Below are 15,818 nucleotides of genomic sequence, written 5' to 3'. Positions count from 1 at the left end.
GCTGGCGATCCTTCATTGGTTGTCGGCCTCGCGGGCATGCATTAGGTGCGTTTATGAGCGATGAGCAAACCGGGGGCAAGGGTCTCATGACCGATGCGGCAATCAGGATCGATGGACTGCGCAAGACCTATCGGGGTGGCAAGGGCCAGCCCGAGAAACAGGCACTGAAGGGCATAGACCTGAGCATTCCACGGGGGTCGGTGTTTGGCCTGCTGGGTCCGAACGGGGCCGGTAAATCGACCCTGATCAACATTCTGGCCGGTCTGGTGGTGAAATCTGCGGGTACAGTGTCGATTTGGGGGTACGATCAGGACCGCAACCCGCGCCAGTCCCGCGCCGCGATTGGCGTGATGCCCCAAGAGCTGAACCTTGACCCGTTTTTCACCCCCCGCGGCGCGTTGGAGGTGCAGGCCGGTTTGTACGGCGTACCCAAGGCCCAACGCCGCAGCGATGAGATCCTTGAACTGGTCGGTCTCAGCGACAAGGCCGAAGCCTATGCCCGCACGCTGTCGGGTGGCATGCGGCGGCGGTTGCTGCTGGCCAAGGCGCTGGTGCATCACCCCAAGATCCTGGTGCTGGATGAACCGACGGCAGGTGTGGATATCGAACTGCGCCAGATGCTCTGGACAAATGTGCGCAAGCTGAACGAACAGGGCATGACCATCATCCTGACCACCCATTACCTGGAAGAAGCGCAGGAAATGTGTGACGAGATTGCCATCATCAACCACGGTGAAAAAATCGCTCAGGACAGCACCGCCAACCTGCTGGGCCGAATGGATAGCCGCACCATGGTCATCGTTCCTGACAGCCCAGTCGTCGATCTGCCCGCAACCGAAGGGGTCGAAGCCGCCTTGCGCGACGATGGTAACCTTGTTCTGCAATATCGCAGCGCCCAAACCAACGCCGAGCAAGTTCTGGAATCCGTCCGCGCAGCCAATATCCGCATTCGCGACGTCCGCACTGAAGAGGCTGATCTAGAGGATGTGTTCCTCGCCTTGACGTCCAGCCGCTCCGAGGACGCCCCGGCGGCTGATCCGGATCAGCCGCGCCGGGGGATGCACAGGGTCAAGCTTTAGTCTCGGTCGATTCGGGCCTGATAGCAGTTGTTTCGCGCAGATCGGACGTGGATGTAGTCCACATCTGGTCGGGCAAAGATATCTCTGACTTTTGCACCGATCTGATCCGTGGGCGTGATCGCCCCGGTGCCATAGACGATGCGGTCATCTGTGCCATAGCCCTTAATTAGGTAGTCGGGCGACGAGGTCAGGATCTCGGGCAGGTCTTGCCCCTCGTATCGCTCACAGGGTGCAGCACACAGAAAGATTGGCCCGGTTTCCGCATATGGATGTGTCTCTAAAAAGGGCCTATGGGCCAAGATCAGCATTTCTTCGTCCTCGGGAATGTTCTGCAAACAATGGCGACACGGGTTACCGGCACCCGTTGAAACGGTCCGTTCTGGCGTTGCGCCATAGGAATCCGGGTGACCGGCCTGAAGGGCGCGTACGTCCTCGGTGGGCAATGCGGTGATTTTGAACATTTCAGGTCTCCTTTTTCCCGACATTGCCCATCGGACCAAACCCAATCGACCCGTTTCCTGCGCAAAGGACTCGAAAAAGAACAAAACGTGAATATAATATGGAATCGTCATGTATGCCGAGCTGTCGATCACGTCGAATTTCACCTTCCTCACCGGGGCGTCCCACCCCGAGGAGTATATGGAGCGTGCCGTCACCCTGGGCCTGCCCGCCATCGCCATCGCTGATGACAACTCGGTCGCCGGGATCGTCCGCGCCCATACGCAGGCGCGTGAGATCACCCGCAAGGTGCGCGAACGGCTGGAGTGGGAGGCGCAGAACACCTCCATAGGCCCACCCTGCCCCGATCACATCCCCAAACCGCCCTCGTACCCGATCCACGCGGTGCCCCGTCTGATACCGGCGGCACGACTGATCTTTACCGACGCACCCACGGTTACCGCCCTGCCCCTGAACCGGCAGGGCTGGGCCAACCTATGCCGTATCCTGTCCAAAGGCCGCCTGCGCGCCGAAAAAGGCGACTGCATCCTGCACTTGTCCGACCTGCTGGAGTTTTCCGACGGCCTCCACTTGCTGCTGTGGCCGCAAACGGCCCGGTCTCCGGGCGGCGCGGACGCATGGCGGACACAAGCGCAACAGCTGACGCGCCGCTTTGCCGGGCGGATGCATCTGTTGATGCACCCCCGGTATGATGGCGCAGATAGCGCGTTTTTCTTTTTATTAGAGACTGAATCAAAGCAACTCGACATCCCCACCCTCGCCAGTGCCACGCCGATGATGCATCACGGGGGCCGCCGCAAGCTGGGGGATGTGCTGACCGCCATCCGCCTGCGCCGCAAGGTCGATGAGTTGGGCCGCGAGGCGCTGGCCAATGGCGAACAACGCCTGCGGTCCGAGGCCGAGATGCTGCGCATCTTCAAAGGTTATGAGGGGGCCGTTGCCCGCGCGCATGAACTCAGCGAACAGCTCACATTCTCGCTGGACGAGCTGCGTTATGAGTACCCCAGCGAGGGCAGCGAGCAGGAAACCCCGACCCAACGCCTGCATCGTCTGGCGCATGAAGGGTTGCAATGGCGCTATCCGGCAGGCGCGTCCGAGAAGGCGAAAAAGATGCTGGCGCATGAGCTCGCCCTGATCGGCAAGCTGAAATACGAACCCTACTTTCTGACAGTCCGCGATATCGTTCATTTCGCCCGCTCGCGCGACATCCTCTGCCAGGGACGCGGCTCGGCGGCCAATTCGGTGGTCTGCTTCTGCCTCGGCATCACCGAGGTCAGCCCTGAGATGGGCACGATGGTCTTCGAACGCTTTGTCTCCGAGGCGCGGGATGAGCCCCCCGATATCGACGTCGATTTCGAACATGAGCGCCGCGAAGAGGTGATCCAGCACATCTATGACCGCTATGGCCGCCATCGCGCCGGCCTTTGCGCAACGGTCGTGCATTATCGCGGCAAACGCGCCATCCGCGAGGTTGGCCGCGCGATGGGCCTGACCGAAGATACGATCTCAGCGCTCTCATCTCAGCTTTGGGGCTTCTTCTCCGCTGCGGGGCTTGAGGCGGAACGGATGCGCGAGATTGGCCTCGACCCCGAAGATCGCCGTCTAAAACAGACTCTAATGCTGGTATATGAGATCGACGGGTTCCCCCGTCACCTGTCTCAGCATGTCGGCGGCTTCATCATCACCGAGGGGCGTCTGGACGAGCTTGTTCCTATCGAGAACGCCACGATGGAGGACCGCACGGTCATCTGCTGGGACAAGGACGATATCGACACGCTGGGCATCCTCAAGGTCGATGTCCTCAGCCTCGGGATGCTGACCTGCATTCGCAAGGCCTTTGACCTGATCGGTCAGCACCATCAGACCAGCTATACGCTGGCGACCCTGCCGCCCGAGGACCCTGTCGTCTACGACATGCTGTGCAAGGCGGACTCGATTGGCGTGTTTCAGGTGGAATCACGAGCACAGATGAACTTTCTGCCCCGGATGCGGCCCCGCAATTTCTATGATCTGGTGATTGAGGTCGCCATCATCCGCCCCGGCCCCATTCAGGGCGACATGGTCCACCCCTATATCCGCCGCCGGAACGGAGAGGAGGAAGTCAGCTTCCCCTCGGACGAGTTGGGCGAGGTGCTGGGCAAAACGCTGGGCGTGCCGCTGTTTCAGGAACAGGCGATGCAGATTGCCATTGTCGGCGCAGGCTTTACCCCGGAACAGGCCGACCGGCTACGCCGGTCTCTGGCAACCTTCAAGAAGCACGGCAATGTCAGCGAATTCCGCGCGCTTTTCTTGCGCGGGATGAAACGCAACGGGTATGAACAGGACTTCGCCGAACGCTGTTTTTCCCAGATCGAAGGCTTCGGCTCTTACGGTTTCCCAGAAAGCCACGCGGCCAGCTTTGCGCTGCTGGTCTATGCCTCGGCCTGGATCAAATGCCACCATCCGGGGATATTTGCCTGCGCCCTGCTGAATTCGCAGCCAATGGGGTTCTATGCCCCCGCCCAGATCGTCCGTGATGCGCGCGAGCATGAGGTTCAAGTGCGCCCGGTCTGCATCAATGCCAGCTTTTGGGACAATGTGATGGAACCTGACGGTCAGGGCGGGCTGGCGCTGCGACTGGGCTTCCGCCAAATCAAGGGCCTCAGCGAGGAAGATGCCAGCTGGCTGACAGCCGCGCGCGGCAATGGCTATCATCAGGTCGACGATGTCTGGCGCCGTGCCGGTTTGGGACCATCGGTGATCGAACGGCTGGCCGAGGCGGATGCCTTCGCCGCCTGCGACCTGACACGGCGCGAGGCATTGTGGCAGGCCAAAGCGATCGCCACAGCCAAACCCCTGCCGCTGTTCTCACAAGATCTGGAGGGGGAGGCGCTGGATGAACCCGAGGCCTACCTGCCGAAAATGACCTTGGGCGAGCAGGTGGTCGAGGACTACGTCGCCACCCGCCTCAGCCTACGGGCGCATCCCGTCGCCCTGCTGCGGCATATTCTGACACCGGACCCGCGCGACAAAACCACCCCTGTCACATGACCCCAGAACGGGATATCGCCCCTGAACAGAGTCGAAATCGGACCATCCTAATGACCAGACCCACCCTGCCCCCACGCTTTCCTGCAACGCCGAACCAGATCAGCGCACAGGTCCACGCATTTTACGCCCGAGTGCGCGAGGACGCGGTTCTGGGGCCCGTCTTCAACAAACATGTCCACGATTGGCACGCACATGAGGAGAAGATCGCCGCGTTCTGGCGCAACGCGATTTTGTTCGAGCGCAGTTATGACGGCAACCCGCAACGAGTCCATATCGAACGTCCCGACGTAAAGCCCGAGTTCTTCGCCCATTGGCTGGATCTGTTCGAAGAGGTCGCGACGCAGACGCTGCCCCCTGAAACCGCAACACCGTGGGTCGCGCTGGCGCGCCGCATTGGTGTGGGAATGAAGGCCGGTGTTCAATCCGCACGTCAACCCAAGGATGCACCCCCGATCCTGCGGTGATCCCGCGTCATAGCGGCCATGCAATGTTAGCGGTAAATTAAGGGCTATGCGCGCCACCAAAATGGGTTTACTCAAAGGCCAGCCACCCGCAACATACGCGGTGTGATGGCACAGTCACAACACCGAAACATCACCCGAGGCCACAAAGATGAGCACTCAGAACTCCACCCTTCGGGGACTTGGCTATGCGTTTTTGGGCTTTGCGGTCTTTGCCAGCCATGACGCGCTGATCAAGGCGCTCGGCGGCGTCTACTCGGTGATGCAGATCATCTTTTTTGCCACGCTGTTTTCCTTTGTGCCCATGGCCGTCACGATTCTGACCGACCGGACAACCGGGAACTTCCTGCCCCATCACCCATGGCTGGTGTTGCTGCGATCTGGCCTGATGGTCACCGCAATGTCCTGCGCGTTTTACTCCTTTTCCGTATTGCCGCTGGCCGAGGTCTATTCGCTGCTGTTCTCCTTTCCACTGATCGTGACGGTCCTGTCGATCCCCATCCTTGGCGAGGTGGTCCGCGCCCAGCGCTGGGCCGCAGTCGGTGTTGGTCTGATCGGCGTGCTGATTGTCTTACGCCCCGGCGCAACAGATATCACGCTGGGCCATCTGGCCGCCCTGACAGCCGCCTTTTGCAGCGCCTTCGCATCTGTGTTGGTGCGCAAGATCGGGAATGAGGAACGATCGGCGGTGCTGATCCTGTACCCCATGTTGTTGGCCATCGCGGTGATGAGCCTTGCACAGCCTGCCGTCTATCAACCACCATCCCTGCTGCATCTTGCGATGATGGCATTGGTAGGCGTTTTCTCGGTCATCGCCCAGCATCTGATCATTCTGGCCTATCGGGCCGCGCCCGCCGGGGTTATTGCCCCCAGTCAATATAGCCAGATCATCTGGGCCACGATTTTCGGCATGGCTTTCTTTGGCGAACGCCCGGACGTCTGGGTTGCAGTCGGTGCAAGCGTCATTATCGCATCCGGCGTCTACGTGGTGTGGCGCGAAAGCAGAACCAACACGACCTCAGCCAACACGCCCGTCCTGCGGGTGCGGTCACCTCGGTCGGATACCGGGGCGTCACGGCCAGGGGAGTAAACGTCAAACTAAAAAACGGCGCACTATTCCGCGCGCCGTTTTCAACCGCATTACGCGGATGGTCTCGTTTTAGAGTCTTAGTAAACAACCACCGACCGAATGCTTTCGCCTTTATGCATCAGGTCGAAGCCGTGATTGATATCGTCCAGACCCATGGTGTGGGTGATCATCGGGTCGATCTCGATCTTGCCGTCCATGTACCAGTCGACGATCTTGGGCACATCGGTTCGTCCCCGCGCGCCGCCAAAGGCGGTGCCGCGCCACGAGCGGCCAGTGACCAGCTGGAATGGGCGGGTCGAGATTTCGGCCCCCGCAGGTGCCACGCCGATGATGATCGATTCACCCCAGCCTTTGTGCGCCGCTTCCAGAGCCGTGCGCATCACGCCGACATTACCGGTGGCGTCAAATGTGTAATCCGCGCCGCCTTTGGTCAGGTTCACCAGATAGGGCACCAGATCACCTTCAACTTCGGATGGGTTGACGAAATCGGTCATGCCGAACCTAGTCGCCATCTCGACTTTTGACGGGTTCAGGTCGACGCCAACGATCTGGTCCGCTCCGGCCAAACGCAGGCCTTGAATGACGTTCAGGCCGATGCCACCCAGACCAAACACGATGGCGCGACTCCCGATCTCAACCTTGGCAGTGTTGATGACCGCACCGATGCCGGTGGTGACCCCACAGCCGATGTAGCAAATCTTGTCGAAAGGCGCGTCCTCACGCACTTTGGCTAGCGCGATCTCGGGCAGAACCGTGTGGTTGGCAAAGGTCGAGCAGCCCATGTAGTGCAGGATCGGGTCACCATCCAAAGTCGTAAACCGCGAGGTTCCGTCGGGCATCAGGCCCCGGCCTTGGGTTTCGCGGATCGCCTGACACAGGTTGGTCTTGGGGTGCAAACAGTATTCGCACTCACGACATTCAGGGGTGTAAAGTGGGATCACGTGATCGCCCGGTTTCAGGCTGGTGACGCCCGGACCGACGTCGACAACCACACCCGCGCCCTCGTGGCCCAGAATGGCCGGGAACAGGCCTTCGGGGTCAGCACCCGACCGGGTGAATTCGTCGGTGTGGCAAAGGCCGGTGGCTTTGATTTCGACCAGAACCTCGCCCGCCTTGGGGCCTTCGAGGTTCACATCCATCACTTCCAAAGGTTTGCCCGCCTGAATGGCGACGGCGGCACGGGTGCGCATGATCGTTGTCTCCCTGTCTTATTTGCCCCGACCCTGCGTCAATTGCAGGGTGTTTTCAACTGCGCTTTGGTGGCAGGTTGGCTAAATGTTTGATATTGCAGTAACGACATTGTCAGAAGGAGAAACGCCAATGCACCGATTTATTCCCGCGCTGGTCCTGCTGGCAGGCTGTGCAGAGACGACTGCACCCGTGGAAACACCCGCCTCAACGGACGCGCCGGTTGATCTGGCCTTTTGCCTGGGCGACGATTTTGCCGATTCCATCGGCCAACCGGTTTCGACCATCCAAGCCCAGTTGCCCGAACGGTCGCGTGTTCTGGGTCCTGATGACATTGCCACACAGGATTATCGCATCGACCGGCTGAATGTTTTCGTGAACGGAGCCGGAATCATTCAACGCCTGACCTGCGGGTAAGCGTGGACTCGAGGCATGATTCTACGATAAGAACAAAATGGGAACATTTTGATGTCTGCCAATGCCAAAACGCCGAATACTCTCACTGTGGTTCCCCCGTCTGGGGGCTGAACGGCTGATCCGTGCTGCGCGGGGGCTGCATGCTGGCCCTTTGGCGGTGGTTGCGGAACAGTCGAACATGCAGGTGATCACCTCATTGAACGCAGAAGCGCAGGCCGCAGGCCTGCGTGTGGGCCAGCCCGTGCGTGATGCCCATGCCATGTGCGCGGCCCTGATCACGCGACACCGCAACGCCCCCGCCGAGGCCGCGTTTCTGACCGCGCTGCGCCGCTGGGCCGGCAAGTTCAGCCCATGGGTGGCTGAAGAGATCCCCGATGGTCTGATCGTCGACCTGTCGGGCTGCACGCATCTGTTCGGCGGGGAGGAGGCGCTGCTGAGCGTCATTGAAACCGATTGCGCCGATATGGGGCTGAGCGTTCAGATGGGTATCGCCGACACGTTGGGCGCAGCCTGGGCGCTGGCGCGTTATGCGGGGCAAGAGGCCACGTCTGACCGCAACGGCGACGCCATCAGCCAAGAGGCACGCGCCACCCGCGCGCGCGCAGGGAAACGGCGGCACTGGACCAAGGGCGGGGCCGCACCGCAAGTGATGGCTCTGGGCGGTGGCGCGCGGATCGCAGCACCAGGGCAATCTTATGGCGCGCTCAGCCCTCTGCCGATTGCGGCGCTGCGGCTGGAAGATCAGGTTGTGGCACAACTGAACCGGCTGGGCCTACGCCGGATCGGCGATCTTTTGGGCCAACCCCGGGCTTCTCTCGCCCGACGGTTCGGGCGCGGGCTGGTGATGAGACTGGACCAAGCGATGGGCAGCGCGCCCGAACCGGTATCCCCCGCGCGTCCGCCCCATCACTTTGCGGTGCGGATGACCCTGCCCAACCCGATCGGGTTGATCGAGGATGTGATGGCCGCAATCGACCGGGTGCTGCCCACGCTGTGCGCGAAGCTGGAAGAGAAGGCGCGTGGCGTCCGCAACCTACGGCTTGAGGCGCATCGCGCCGATCAGGCGGCCGAGATCATCGAGGTTGGTCTGGCCCGTCCAACCTATGACAAACACCGCATTCGCCCTTTGTTAGAGATGAAAATTGACAAAATAGACGCAGGCTATGGCATCGACATGCTGCGGCTTGAGGCGATCCAGACCGAGCCCATCCATGCCCGCACCGTGGCCGGGCACGCCGAGGCGCGCCGTGTGGCCCGCGCGCGGCTGGAGGGCAATACAGCCGTAGATGATCTGATCGGCAAACTGGGCGCGCGGGTCGGGCTGGAGGTGATCACACGCCGCCATCCGGCCGCGTCGCATATCCCCGAAAAAACGGCACAGACTTTGGCGGCAGCATGGTCTGAACCCGCGCGCGACTGGCCTGCCCCACCGCGCCCGCGCCCCTTGCAGATGTGGCAGCCCGAGCCGGTGATGGCCGCTGAAGCCCCGGATATTCCAGCCGCCTTTCGCTGGCGCGGACGCGACTGGCAGTTGGCCCAGGCCACCGGCCCGGAACGGATCGCACCCGAATGGTGGCTGGATGACCCCAACTGGCGCAGCGGCGTGCGTGACTATTGGGTGGTGGTCACCGAACAGGGTGAGCGACTGTGGCTGTTTTACGGCCATGGCGGCACGATGTCGGCAGGCTGGTTCTGTCAGGGGCAGTTTGGTTAGAACCTCTGATTAGAGTCTATTTCCCGCGGTAAATCAGCCAATCCGGCAGGTAATCCAGCAAACGGATCACCCAAGAGAACGGTGCCGGGAAATCGGTGCGGAACCGGCGGCGCGACATCGCCCTGACCACCCGGTCCGCCGCGTCCTCCGGCGTCATCAACATCGGCATCTTGAACGTGTTCTTTTCGGTCAGGCGGGTCTTAATGAAACCTGGATTGACGATCCGAACAGTTACCCCCGTGCCTGCCAGATCAAATCGCATCGTTTCAGCCAATGAGACAAGCGCCGCCTTGCTGGCCGCGTATCCGACAGCAGCCGGAAGCCCGCGATAGCCAGACAAAGACCCGATCAGGGTAATGTCGCCCTGTCCGGCCCGCAGAAACCCTGGCACCGTCTCACCCAACACACGCAGCGCGCCAAGGTAGTTCACGTCTGTCATGGACAGAACAGCTTCGGTATCCCAATCGGCCGATTTCATAGGCTCGTAGGCACCGGCATTGTAGACCAGCCCATCCACCACGCCGACATCTGCAACGGCCCGGCGCACAGCCGCCAGGTCGGTCACATCAAACGGCACCGCCCGCGCGTTCGGAAGGGTTTTGCAAATCTCGGCCAATCGCGCCGCATTGCGCGCCGAGAGGATCAGTTTTGCCCCCTGTCGGCTTAGCGCCTGGGCCAAAGATCGGCCAAGCCCCTCACTGGCGCCAACGATCCAATAGGTTTTTCCGTCAAAACTGCTCATGCTTGGGCCATCCGGACTGTCGGGTACATATGGCCCGGACATTGGTTTCGTGTTGATTCAGACAATTTAAGGATTTTACGGATCGGCAACAAAGCTGGATCACGTTAACGCTCAAAAAACCGGGCAAGACATCACGATGTAACGCACGTTCAAAAAAAGTCCAACGTGATTGATCCGTACACGCATCTGATGCGTAATCCATTTAAATTGCCGAACTAAGGGGATCACATGTTCGACGAACCAAGGGGCGCACGCAAGAAAATCGCAATTGTAGGTGCAGGAATATCAGGCCTATCCGCAGCTTACTATCTATCCGAAGACAATGATGTAACGGTCTATGAGGCCGAGCCAAGACTGGGCGGCCATGCCCGAACGGTCATGGCTGGCAAAAACGGTGATCAACCGGTCGACACCGGTTTTATCGTGTTCAACTATTCCACCTACCCCAACCTGACCAAACTGTTCGACGAGCTGAACGTCCCGGTCACCAAAAGCGAGATGAGCTTTGGCGCTACGATAGACAATGGTCGCCTTGAATACGGATTGAACAATCTGCGCACCCTGACAGCGCAAAAACGCAACCTGATGCGTCCGGCCTATTACAAGATGATTTCGGACATTCTGCGCTTTGGCAAAGAAGCCCCGGAAGCTGCCAAGAACAATGACACTACGATTGGCGAACTGATCGACGAACTACGTTTGGGCCACTGGTTCCGCCACAACTATCTGATGCCCATGTGCGGGGCGATCTGGTCTACCCCCGTCGAATTCATTGACCGCTTTCCCGCACGTTCGCTGGTGCAGTTCTTCCAAAACCATGCCTTGCTGGCCGGTGATCGGTCAAAGCAGCATCAGTGGTGGACGGTCAAAGGTGGCAGCATTGAATATGTCCGCCGGATCGAGGCTGCATTGCGCGCCCGCGGTTGCGAAATCCGCGTCGCCTCCCCCGTGCAGCATGTTCAGAGGGATGAACTAGGCGTGACCGTACTCAGCGAAGGCCAGGCTGACCTTTATGATGAGATCATCCTTGCCACCCATTCCGACCAGTCGCTGGCCATTCTGGGCGGCAACGCCACAGCCGAGGAAACAGCAGCCCTTAGCGCGATCAAGTACCAGCCCAACAAGGCCGTCTTGCATTGCGATCCCGGTCAGATGCCCAAAAGGCGGGCCTGCTGGTCCAGCTGGACCTATCGTTCACAGGCCGGAAATGTCGGCGTCACCTACTGGATGAACCGGTTACAGAACATTCCGGACAGTGATCCGATGTTTGTAACGCTCAATGTTGCGGCGGATATTCCCGCAGACAAAATCTATGACGAAGTCGAATTCGCCCATCCGGTTTTCGATCAAGCCGCACTGAAGGCCCAGGGGCAAATTCGCGACATGCAGGGACAGAACAAAACGTGGTTTGCCGGTGCATATAACCGGCATGGTTTTCACGAAGACGGGATTGCCAGCGCGATGCATGTTGTCGCGCAGTTGAATGGCACCCCGCAAACCATCGGAGCTGACAATGGCGTTGCCAAAAATGACCCGGTCATCCCTGTCGCGGCCGAATAGCTCGGTCTGGTGCGTCGCTCTGCTGTCGCTGACCTTGCTGGCCCCAGCCGGGCTGGCGGCGTCACCCGTGTCAAACGAATTGCCGAATGCCGAACTGCGCGGTTCCGCGACTTTCCGGTATCTAGGCCTTCCCATCTATGACGCAAAGCTCTTCACGCCCGTCGGTGACCCGTTCAGTTGGAGCGACGATTTCGGGTTGCAGTTGACCTACCGCAAAAACCTCAAGCAGAAGGCTCTCGTCGAATCCACGCTGGATGAGATGACACGGCAAGGAAACAGCGGGCTGACACAAGCCCAGCTTGAGCAGTGCTTTCAGGCTGTCAGCAAAGGCGACAGCTATCTGGCCATCTCGGAAGGGCCGAACAAGGTTGGTTTCTGGCGGAACGGGCGCAAAACCTGCACCCTGTCCGGGCAAGGCGTCAAAAAGACATTCATGTCGATCTTTCTGGGAGACAATACCAGATCCGCAAGCTTTACGCGGCAATTGAAGGGACAGTGATGCTGTATCCCCGGGTCAGCCTCTATGCGCTGATGCTCGCAGCGGCGGGTATTCCCCTCTACATCCACCTGCCGCGTTTTGCTGCGGTTAACCTTGGGATTAGCCTTGGGGTGATTGGAACGGTACTGCTGTTGATCCGGCTTGTGGATCTTGTGCAAGACCCGCTGATAGGCTGGGCGATTGACCGATGGCCGGGCGGTCAATTGCTGTTCGCCGCCATGGCCGCTGTTGGGCTGGCGGTCGGCTTTCCGCTGCTCTTTGCCTTGCCACAGGGCGCAAGCGTGACATCGCTGATCCTGATCCTGATCCTGCTGTTCTCGGCCTACAGCCTCGGGACCATCCTGCTTTACGGGCGCAGCGCAACCCTGGCCAAAACACCAGACGCAAAAGAGTTAATGACACTGGCAGCCTTCCGTGAAGGTGGACAATTGGCGGGGGTTGTCATTGCCGCGAGCGCGCCTGCACTGTTCGTCGCTTTAGGGGCGAGCGCACAGGGATACCCCGCCTTTGGGCTGTTTCTGGGCGTCCTGTCGATCGTAACCATCGCGCTGACATTTCCAATGTGGCGGCGCACGCCGATTACTGGCGAGGGCCTGTCTTTCGCAGGGCTGGGTCAGGCCGGGGCATTGCGACTATTGGCGCTGGCGCTGGTCAACAGCTTGCCGGTCGCCATTACCTCAACCCTGTTTCTGTTCTTCGTCGAAGACAGGCTGCAATTGCCGGGCAAGGCGGGTCCCTTGTTGATCCTGTTTTTCCTCAGCGCCGGCGCCAGTGTGCCGCTTTGGGCCAAGCTCAGCAATCGCATTGGTCCAAAACAGACCCTAATCATTGCTATGCCGCTGTCTATTGCCAGCTTCATAGGTGCTGCGATGTTGCCGGCGGGTGAGCTTTTGGGCTTTGCTCTGATCTGCCTTGCCTCGGGTGCGGCACTTGGGGCCGATATGGTGGTCCTGCCGGCCATGTTCTCGGTCGTTTTGACCCGCGCCGGCCTGAACGCCTCAGCCGCGTTCGGCATCTGGTCCTTTGCGGGCAAGCTGGGCCTCGCGCTTGCCGCCTTCTTTACATTGCCCCTGCTGGAACGCAGCGGCTTTTCACCTGGCCAATCAAATTCCGCCCAAGCCCTGGAAACACTCAATCTGGCTTATGCGGTACTACCCTGCATCCTGAAACTTGGCGCGTTTGGCATGGTCCTGACGTTGCCCACGGAGGTCTCAGCCAAATGAAAACGCTTGTTGTTTTACTGTTCGCCGCTCTCGCTTTGTTTATTGCCAAGAACCGGTTCCTGAGCTTCCGGTCGCAAACACCGGCCGACTACACCGGCACTGGGCCTGCATTCAAAATGAAAGAGGTACTGAACGGAGAAATCCTGTCCGAGGGGCTGATCTATGGGCCGAACGGCAAGATGTCGAACAGCTTTGTCGCCCGTATGGTTGGGAACTGGGATGGCAACACCGGCACGTTGTCCGAGCATTTCACCTATTCCAACGGCAAACAGATGACACGTAAATGGTATCTGACGCTGGGCACCGGCAATACGTTCATCGCCACGGCGGATGACATCGTCGGTGAAGGTCATGGAACAATTTCGGGATCAACTGTCAAACTTACCTACCGCATTATTCTTCCCGAGGATGCCGGTGGGCACACTTTGGACGTCACCGACTGGATGTACCTGACCGAAAACGGTGTAATCATGAACCGGTCCGAGATGCGCAAGTTCGGCATCAAGGTCGCAGAGCTGATTGCCACGATGCGCCCCGCGCCCGAGGTTAAATCCGCACATGTCCCCAGTTCAAACGGCTATGATGCGGACGCAGAACAAAGGCCGCTGCAATGATCTCGCGTCGGGTCCTTGTTGCGGGCCTGGCAGTCGCCGGACTGGCCGTTCTGACTGCCTGTTCAGCTAAACCGCGCGTTCCCAAGACCTTTCTGTCTGATCGGCAGTTGAACCTTGAAGAGTTTTTTGAGGGCAAGACCGTCGCCTATGGCCAGTTTCAGGATGTTCTGGGCAACGTTCCGCGCCGCTTTACGGTGGATATCGACGGAACGTGGGATGGTGAAATCCTGACCCTGGTTGAGGATTTCGTCTATGATGACGGCGCCACCGAGCAGCGTGTCTGGACGTTGACTAAGACGGGCGAGGACACCTGGACCGGCACGGCGCCCGGCGTTTTGGGAACCGCCACCGGGGTCGAGCGCGGCGATACATTCAATTGGACATACAAGATCGACCTGCCGGTCAAAGAGGGCACCATGCGGGTCAACTTTGACGACTGGATGTGGCTGCTGGACGATGACCGTCTGCTGAACCGAGCCTATGTCTCGCGTTATGGCGTCCGGCTGGGCGAGGTCATCCTGTTCTTTGAGAAGAAATAAGCTAGCAAAAGAAAAGGGCAGGCTCGAAGACCTGCCCTTAAACTTTGTAGTTTAGCTCAACTTAGAAGTTGAACTGAGCACCGAAGTCAGCGCGGATGCGCCCGTCTTCGTCACCCGTTTTGATTTCGCCGATACCACCACGCAGCGATGCACCGCCGCCCAGGTCGTAGATGGCGCCAATACCGATATTGCGGGTATCGTTGTCAGCCGAACCGTCACCGTAAGCAAACTGCAGGGTGGTTGCGGCGCCGAGATTGTATGCCAGCGACAGACCGTATGCGGTACCGTTCTCGGCATCATCAACAACGTCATCGTCCGCAACAAACAGAGTACCCGAGAAGTCACCGAATTCTGCACCCAGGGTCAGAACGGTCAGCGACTGCTTTTCGCTCGCGCTGTTCACGTTCGCCTTGGTCTGACCATAGGCCAGTGCAGCGGTGATGTTGTTGAAGGTGTAAGTTGCACTGACGTCCCAGCGGTCTGCGTCCTGCGCAACACCGTCAAAAGCAATCGTTGCCTGGTCATATGACGCGCCGAATGCGAAATCGCCAACTGCGTACTGGAAGAACACAGCATTCGCGCCTGAACCGGTCGAGGTGTACTCCAGGAAGCTGTAGTTCACGCCCGAATACTGACCCAGAAACTCTTCCAGGCCCGGTTCGTTACCGAAGTAGTTTGCCAGGTTGTCAAAGGAACCTGCAACGTTGCCAGCGTCAACACGCAGACCACCGTAGATGACCGAGAAGCGTGCGCCGTTCAGTCCCGCGCTGTTCTGTTCGCCGTTGCCGGAATCGTCATCAGCCTGCAGACGCACACGTGCCTGGAACTCAACGCCGCCATCGGTTTCTGCGGTGCCGTCGATGTTCAGGCGGAAACGCGAGACCAGGATGGTGTTGTCGGTGTCGACGTTCGCGGTGCCATCAGCGACGATGTCGCCGTTTGCATCCGTGGTAAAGTTGTTAACAGTGCCGGTGCGATCTTCTTGGTAGCCAATACCAAAACGACCGTAGCCGCTGAATTTAACGTCGGCCGCTGCAACGCTTGCAGTTGCAATCAGAGCCGTCGATGCAATGAGAAGATTTTTCATGGTAAACCCACAAGTTTTGAGAGGAGTGCAGCCGCTAGGGCGACTGCTGGCCTACTCGGACAAATTCCGAGCGCGCGCAATGGTTTCGCTGCATTTCATTCTGGGCAAGGTTGGTA

At 59.5% G+C, this 15,818-nt stretch carries 15 protein-coding genes; 11 read left to right on the top strand and 4 right to left on the bottom strand.

The window, feature by feature from the left end:
* Positions 1-86: 86 nt before the first annotated feature.
* A complete protein-coding gene (locus AC2FID_RS10395) occupies positions 87-1,079 on the top strand; it encodes an ABC transporter ATP-binding protein (RefSeq protein ID WP_496705706.1) in 993 nt (330 codons plus the stop codon).
* Here the strand turns inward: AC2FID_RS10395 and AC2FID_RS10390 are convergent.
* Positions 1,076-1,540: a DUF1203 domain-containing protein gene (locus AC2FID_RS10390; protein ID WP_496836698.1), complete on the bottom strand. Its 465-nt coding sequence runs from the start codon at positions 1,538-1,540 to the stop codon at positions 1,076-1,078. The two genes, AC2FID_RS10395 and AC2FID_RS10390, sit on opposite strands and share 4 nt — an antisense overlap.
* A gap of 109 nt (positions 1,541-1,649) precedes the next feature.
* Here AC2FID_RS10390 and AC2FID_RS10385 point away from each other — a divergent pair, with 109 nt between their 5' ends.
* The 3 genes from AC2FID_RS10385 (at position 1,650) to AC2FID_RS10375 (ending at position 6,119) form a co-directional block, all read left to right on the top strand.
* Positions 1,650-4,568 (top strand): error-prone DNA polymerase, encoded by a 2,919-nt coding sequence (locus AC2FID_RS10385; protein WP_496836264.1) that lies wholly within the window; start codon positions 1,650-1,652, stop codon positions 4,566-4,568.
* Positions 4,569-4,618: 50 nt separating this feature from the next.
* The gene (locus AC2FID_RS10380; RefSeq protein ID WP_496836696.1) at positions 4,619-5,032 is read left to right on the top strand and encodes a group III truncated hemoglobin; all 414 of its coding nucleotides are present in this window, start codon (positions 4,619-4,621) and stop codon (positions 5,030-5,032) included.
* 148 nt (positions 5,033-5,180) lie between these two features.
* Positions 5,181-6,119, top strand: a complete 939-nt coding sequence (locus tag AC2FID_RS10375) for a DMT family transporter (RefSeq protein WP_496836695.1) — start codon at positions 5,181-5,183, stop codon at positions 6,117-6,119.
* Positions 6,120-6,196: 77 nt separating this feature from the next.
* On the opposite strand, the gene AC2FID_RS10370 is transcribed toward AC2FID_RS10375, so the two are convergent.
* A complete protein-coding gene (locus AC2FID_RS10370; protein WP_058272862.1) occupies positions 6,197-7,309 on the bottom strand; it encodes an S-(hydroxymethyl)glutathione dehydrogenase/class III alcohol dehydrogenase in 1,113 nt (370 codons plus the stop codon).
* A 130-nt stretch (positions 7,310-7,439) separates the two neighbouring features.
* Here AC2FID_RS10370 and AC2FID_RS10365 point away from each other — a divergent pair, with 130 nt between their 5' ends.
* Positions 7,440-7,724: an I78 family peptidase inhibitor gene (locus AC2FID_RS10365; RefSeq protein ID WP_058272899.1), complete on the top strand. Its 285-nt coding sequence runs from the start codon at positions 7,440-7,442 to the stop codon at positions 7,722-7,724.
* Positions 7,725-7,785: 61 nt separating this feature from the next.
* Positions 7,786-9,438 (top strand): DUF6504 family protein, encoded by a 1,653-nt coding sequence (locus AC2FID_RS10360; protein WP_496836693.1) that lies wholly within the window; start codon positions 7,786-7,788, stop codon positions 9,436-9,438.
* A 16-nt stretch (positions 9,439-9,454) separates the two neighbouring features.
* On the opposite strand, the gene AC2FID_RS10355 is transcribed toward AC2FID_RS10360, so the two are convergent.
* Positions 9,455-10,180, bottom strand: coding sequence for an SDR family NAD(P)-dependent oxidoreductase (locus tag AC2FID_RS10355; protein ID WP_109313690.1), 726 nt, complete (start codon positions 10,178-10,180; stop codon positions 9,455-9,457).
* Positions 10,181-10,408: 228 nt separating this feature from the next.
* Here AC2FID_RS10355 and AC2FID_RS10350 point away from each other — a divergent pair, with 228 nt between their 5' ends.
* The 5 genes from AC2FID_RS10350 to AC2FID_RS10330 are packed head-to-tail and all read left to right on the top strand — an operon-like array spanning position 10,409 to position 14,615.
* Positions 10,409-11,740: an NAD(P)/FAD-dependent oxidoreductase gene (locus AC2FID_RS10350; RefSeq protein ID WP_496836691.1), complete on the top strand. Its 1,332-nt coding sequence runs from the start codon at positions 10,409-10,411 to the stop codon at positions 11,738-11,740.
* Positions 11,694-12,239 (top strand): hypothetical protein, encoded by a 546-nt coding sequence (locus AC2FID_RS10345; RefSeq protein WP_496836690.1) that lies wholly within the window; start codon positions 11,694-11,696, stop codon positions 12,237-12,239. Before AC2FID_RS10350 ends, AC2FID_RS10345 begins: the two co-directional genes overlap by 47 nt.
* Positions 12,239-13,462, top strand: a complete 1,224-nt coding sequence (locus tag AC2FID_RS10340; protein ID WP_496836688.1) for an MFS transporter — start codon at positions 12,239-12,241, stop codon at positions 13,460-13,462. Before AC2FID_RS10345 ends, AC2FID_RS10340 begins: the two co-directional genes overlap by 1 nt.
* Positions 13,459-14,076 (top strand): DUF3833 domain-containing protein, encoded by a 618-nt coding sequence (locus AC2FID_RS10335; protein ID WP_282119665.1) that lies wholly within the window; start codon positions 13,459-13,461, stop codon positions 14,074-14,076. Before AC2FID_RS10340 ends, AC2FID_RS10335 begins: the two co-directional genes overlap by 4 nt.
* The gene (locus tag AC2FID_RS10330) at positions 14,073-14,615 is read left to right on the top strand and encodes a DUF3833 family protein (protein WP_282152213.1); all 543 of its coding nucleotides are present in this window, start codon (positions 14,073-14,075) and stop codon (positions 14,613-14,615) included. Before AC2FID_RS10335 ends, AC2FID_RS10330 begins: the two co-directional genes overlap by 4 nt.
* A 61-nt stretch (positions 14,616-14,676) precedes the next feature.
* Here AC2FID_RS10330 and AC2FID_RS10325 read toward each other — a convergent pair whose 3' ends face one another.
* Positions 14,677-15,702: a porin gene (locus tag AC2FID_RS10325; protein ID WP_113791010.1), complete on the bottom strand. Its 1,026-nt coding sequence runs from the start codon at positions 15,700-15,702 to the stop codon at positions 14,677-14,679.
* Positions 15,703-15,818: the final 116 nt, after the last annotated feature.

The sequence above is a fragment of the Ruegeria sp. CDSC068 genome (assembly GCF_059610545.1).
This window is presented reverse-complemented; position numbering and strand designations above follow the sequence as displayed.

Bases quoted from the DNA above. Each gene is read 5' to 3' on its own strand.
- AC2FID_RS10395 (WP_496705706.1), top strand. From the start codon at position 87: ATGACCGATGCGGCAATCAGGATCGATGGACTGCGCAAGACCTATCGG.
- AC2FID_RS10390 (WP_496836698.1), bottom strand. From the start codon at position 1,540: ATGTTCAAAATCACCGCATTGCCCACCGAGGACGTACGCGCCCTTCAG.
- AC2FID_RS10385 (WP_496836264.1), top strand. From the start codon at position 1,650: ATGTATGCCGAGCTGTCGATCACGTCGAATTTCACCTTCCTCACCGGG.
- AC2FID_RS10380 (WP_496836696.1), top strand. From the start codon at position 4,619: ATGACCAGACCCACCCTGCCCCCACGCTTTCCTGCAACGCCGAACCAG.
- AC2FID_RS10375 (WP_496836695.1), top strand. From the start codon at position 5,181: ATGAGCACTCAGAACTCCACCCTTCGGGGACTTGGCTATGCGTTTTTG.
- AC2FID_RS10370 (WP_058272862.1), bottom strand. From the start codon at position 7,309: ATGCGCACCCGTGCCGCCGTCGCCATTCAGGCGGGCAAACCTTTGGAA.
- AC2FID_RS10365 (WP_058272899.1), top strand. From the start codon at position 7,440: ATGCACCGATTTATTCCCGCGCTGGTCCTGCTGGCAGGCTGTGCAGAG.
- AC2FID_RS10360 (WP_496836693.1), top strand. From the start codon at position 7,786: ATGCCAAAACGCCGAATACTCTCACTGTGGTTCCCCCGTCTGGGGGCT.
- AC2FID_RS10355 (WP_109313690.1), bottom strand. From the start codon at position 10,180: ATGAGCAGTTTTGACGGAAAAACCTATTGGATCGTTGGCGCCAGTGAG.
- AC2FID_RS10350 (WP_496836691.1), top strand. From the start codon at position 10,409: ATGTTCGACGAACCAAGGGGCGCACGCAAGAAAATCGCAATTGTAGGT.
- AC2FID_RS10345 (WP_496836690.1), top strand. From the start codon at position 11,694: ATGGCGTTGCCAAAAATGACCCGGTCATCCCTGTCGCGGCCGAATAGC.
- AC2FID_RS10340 (WP_496836688.1), top strand. From the start codon at position 12,239: ATGCTGTATCCCCGGGTCAGCCTCTATGCGCTGATGCTCGCAGCGGCG.
- AC2FID_RS10335 (WP_282119665.1), top strand. From the start codon at position 13,459: ATGAAAACGCTTGTTGTTTTACTGTTCGCCGCTCTCGCTTTGTTTATT.
- AC2FID_RS10330 (WP_282152213.1), top strand. From the start codon at position 14,073: ATGATCTCGCGTCGGGTCCTTGTTGCGGGCCTGGCAGTCGCCGGACTG.
- AC2FID_RS10325 (WP_113791010.1), bottom strand. From the start codon at position 15,702: ATGAAAAATCTTCTCATTGCATCGACGGCTCTGATTGCAACTGCAAGC.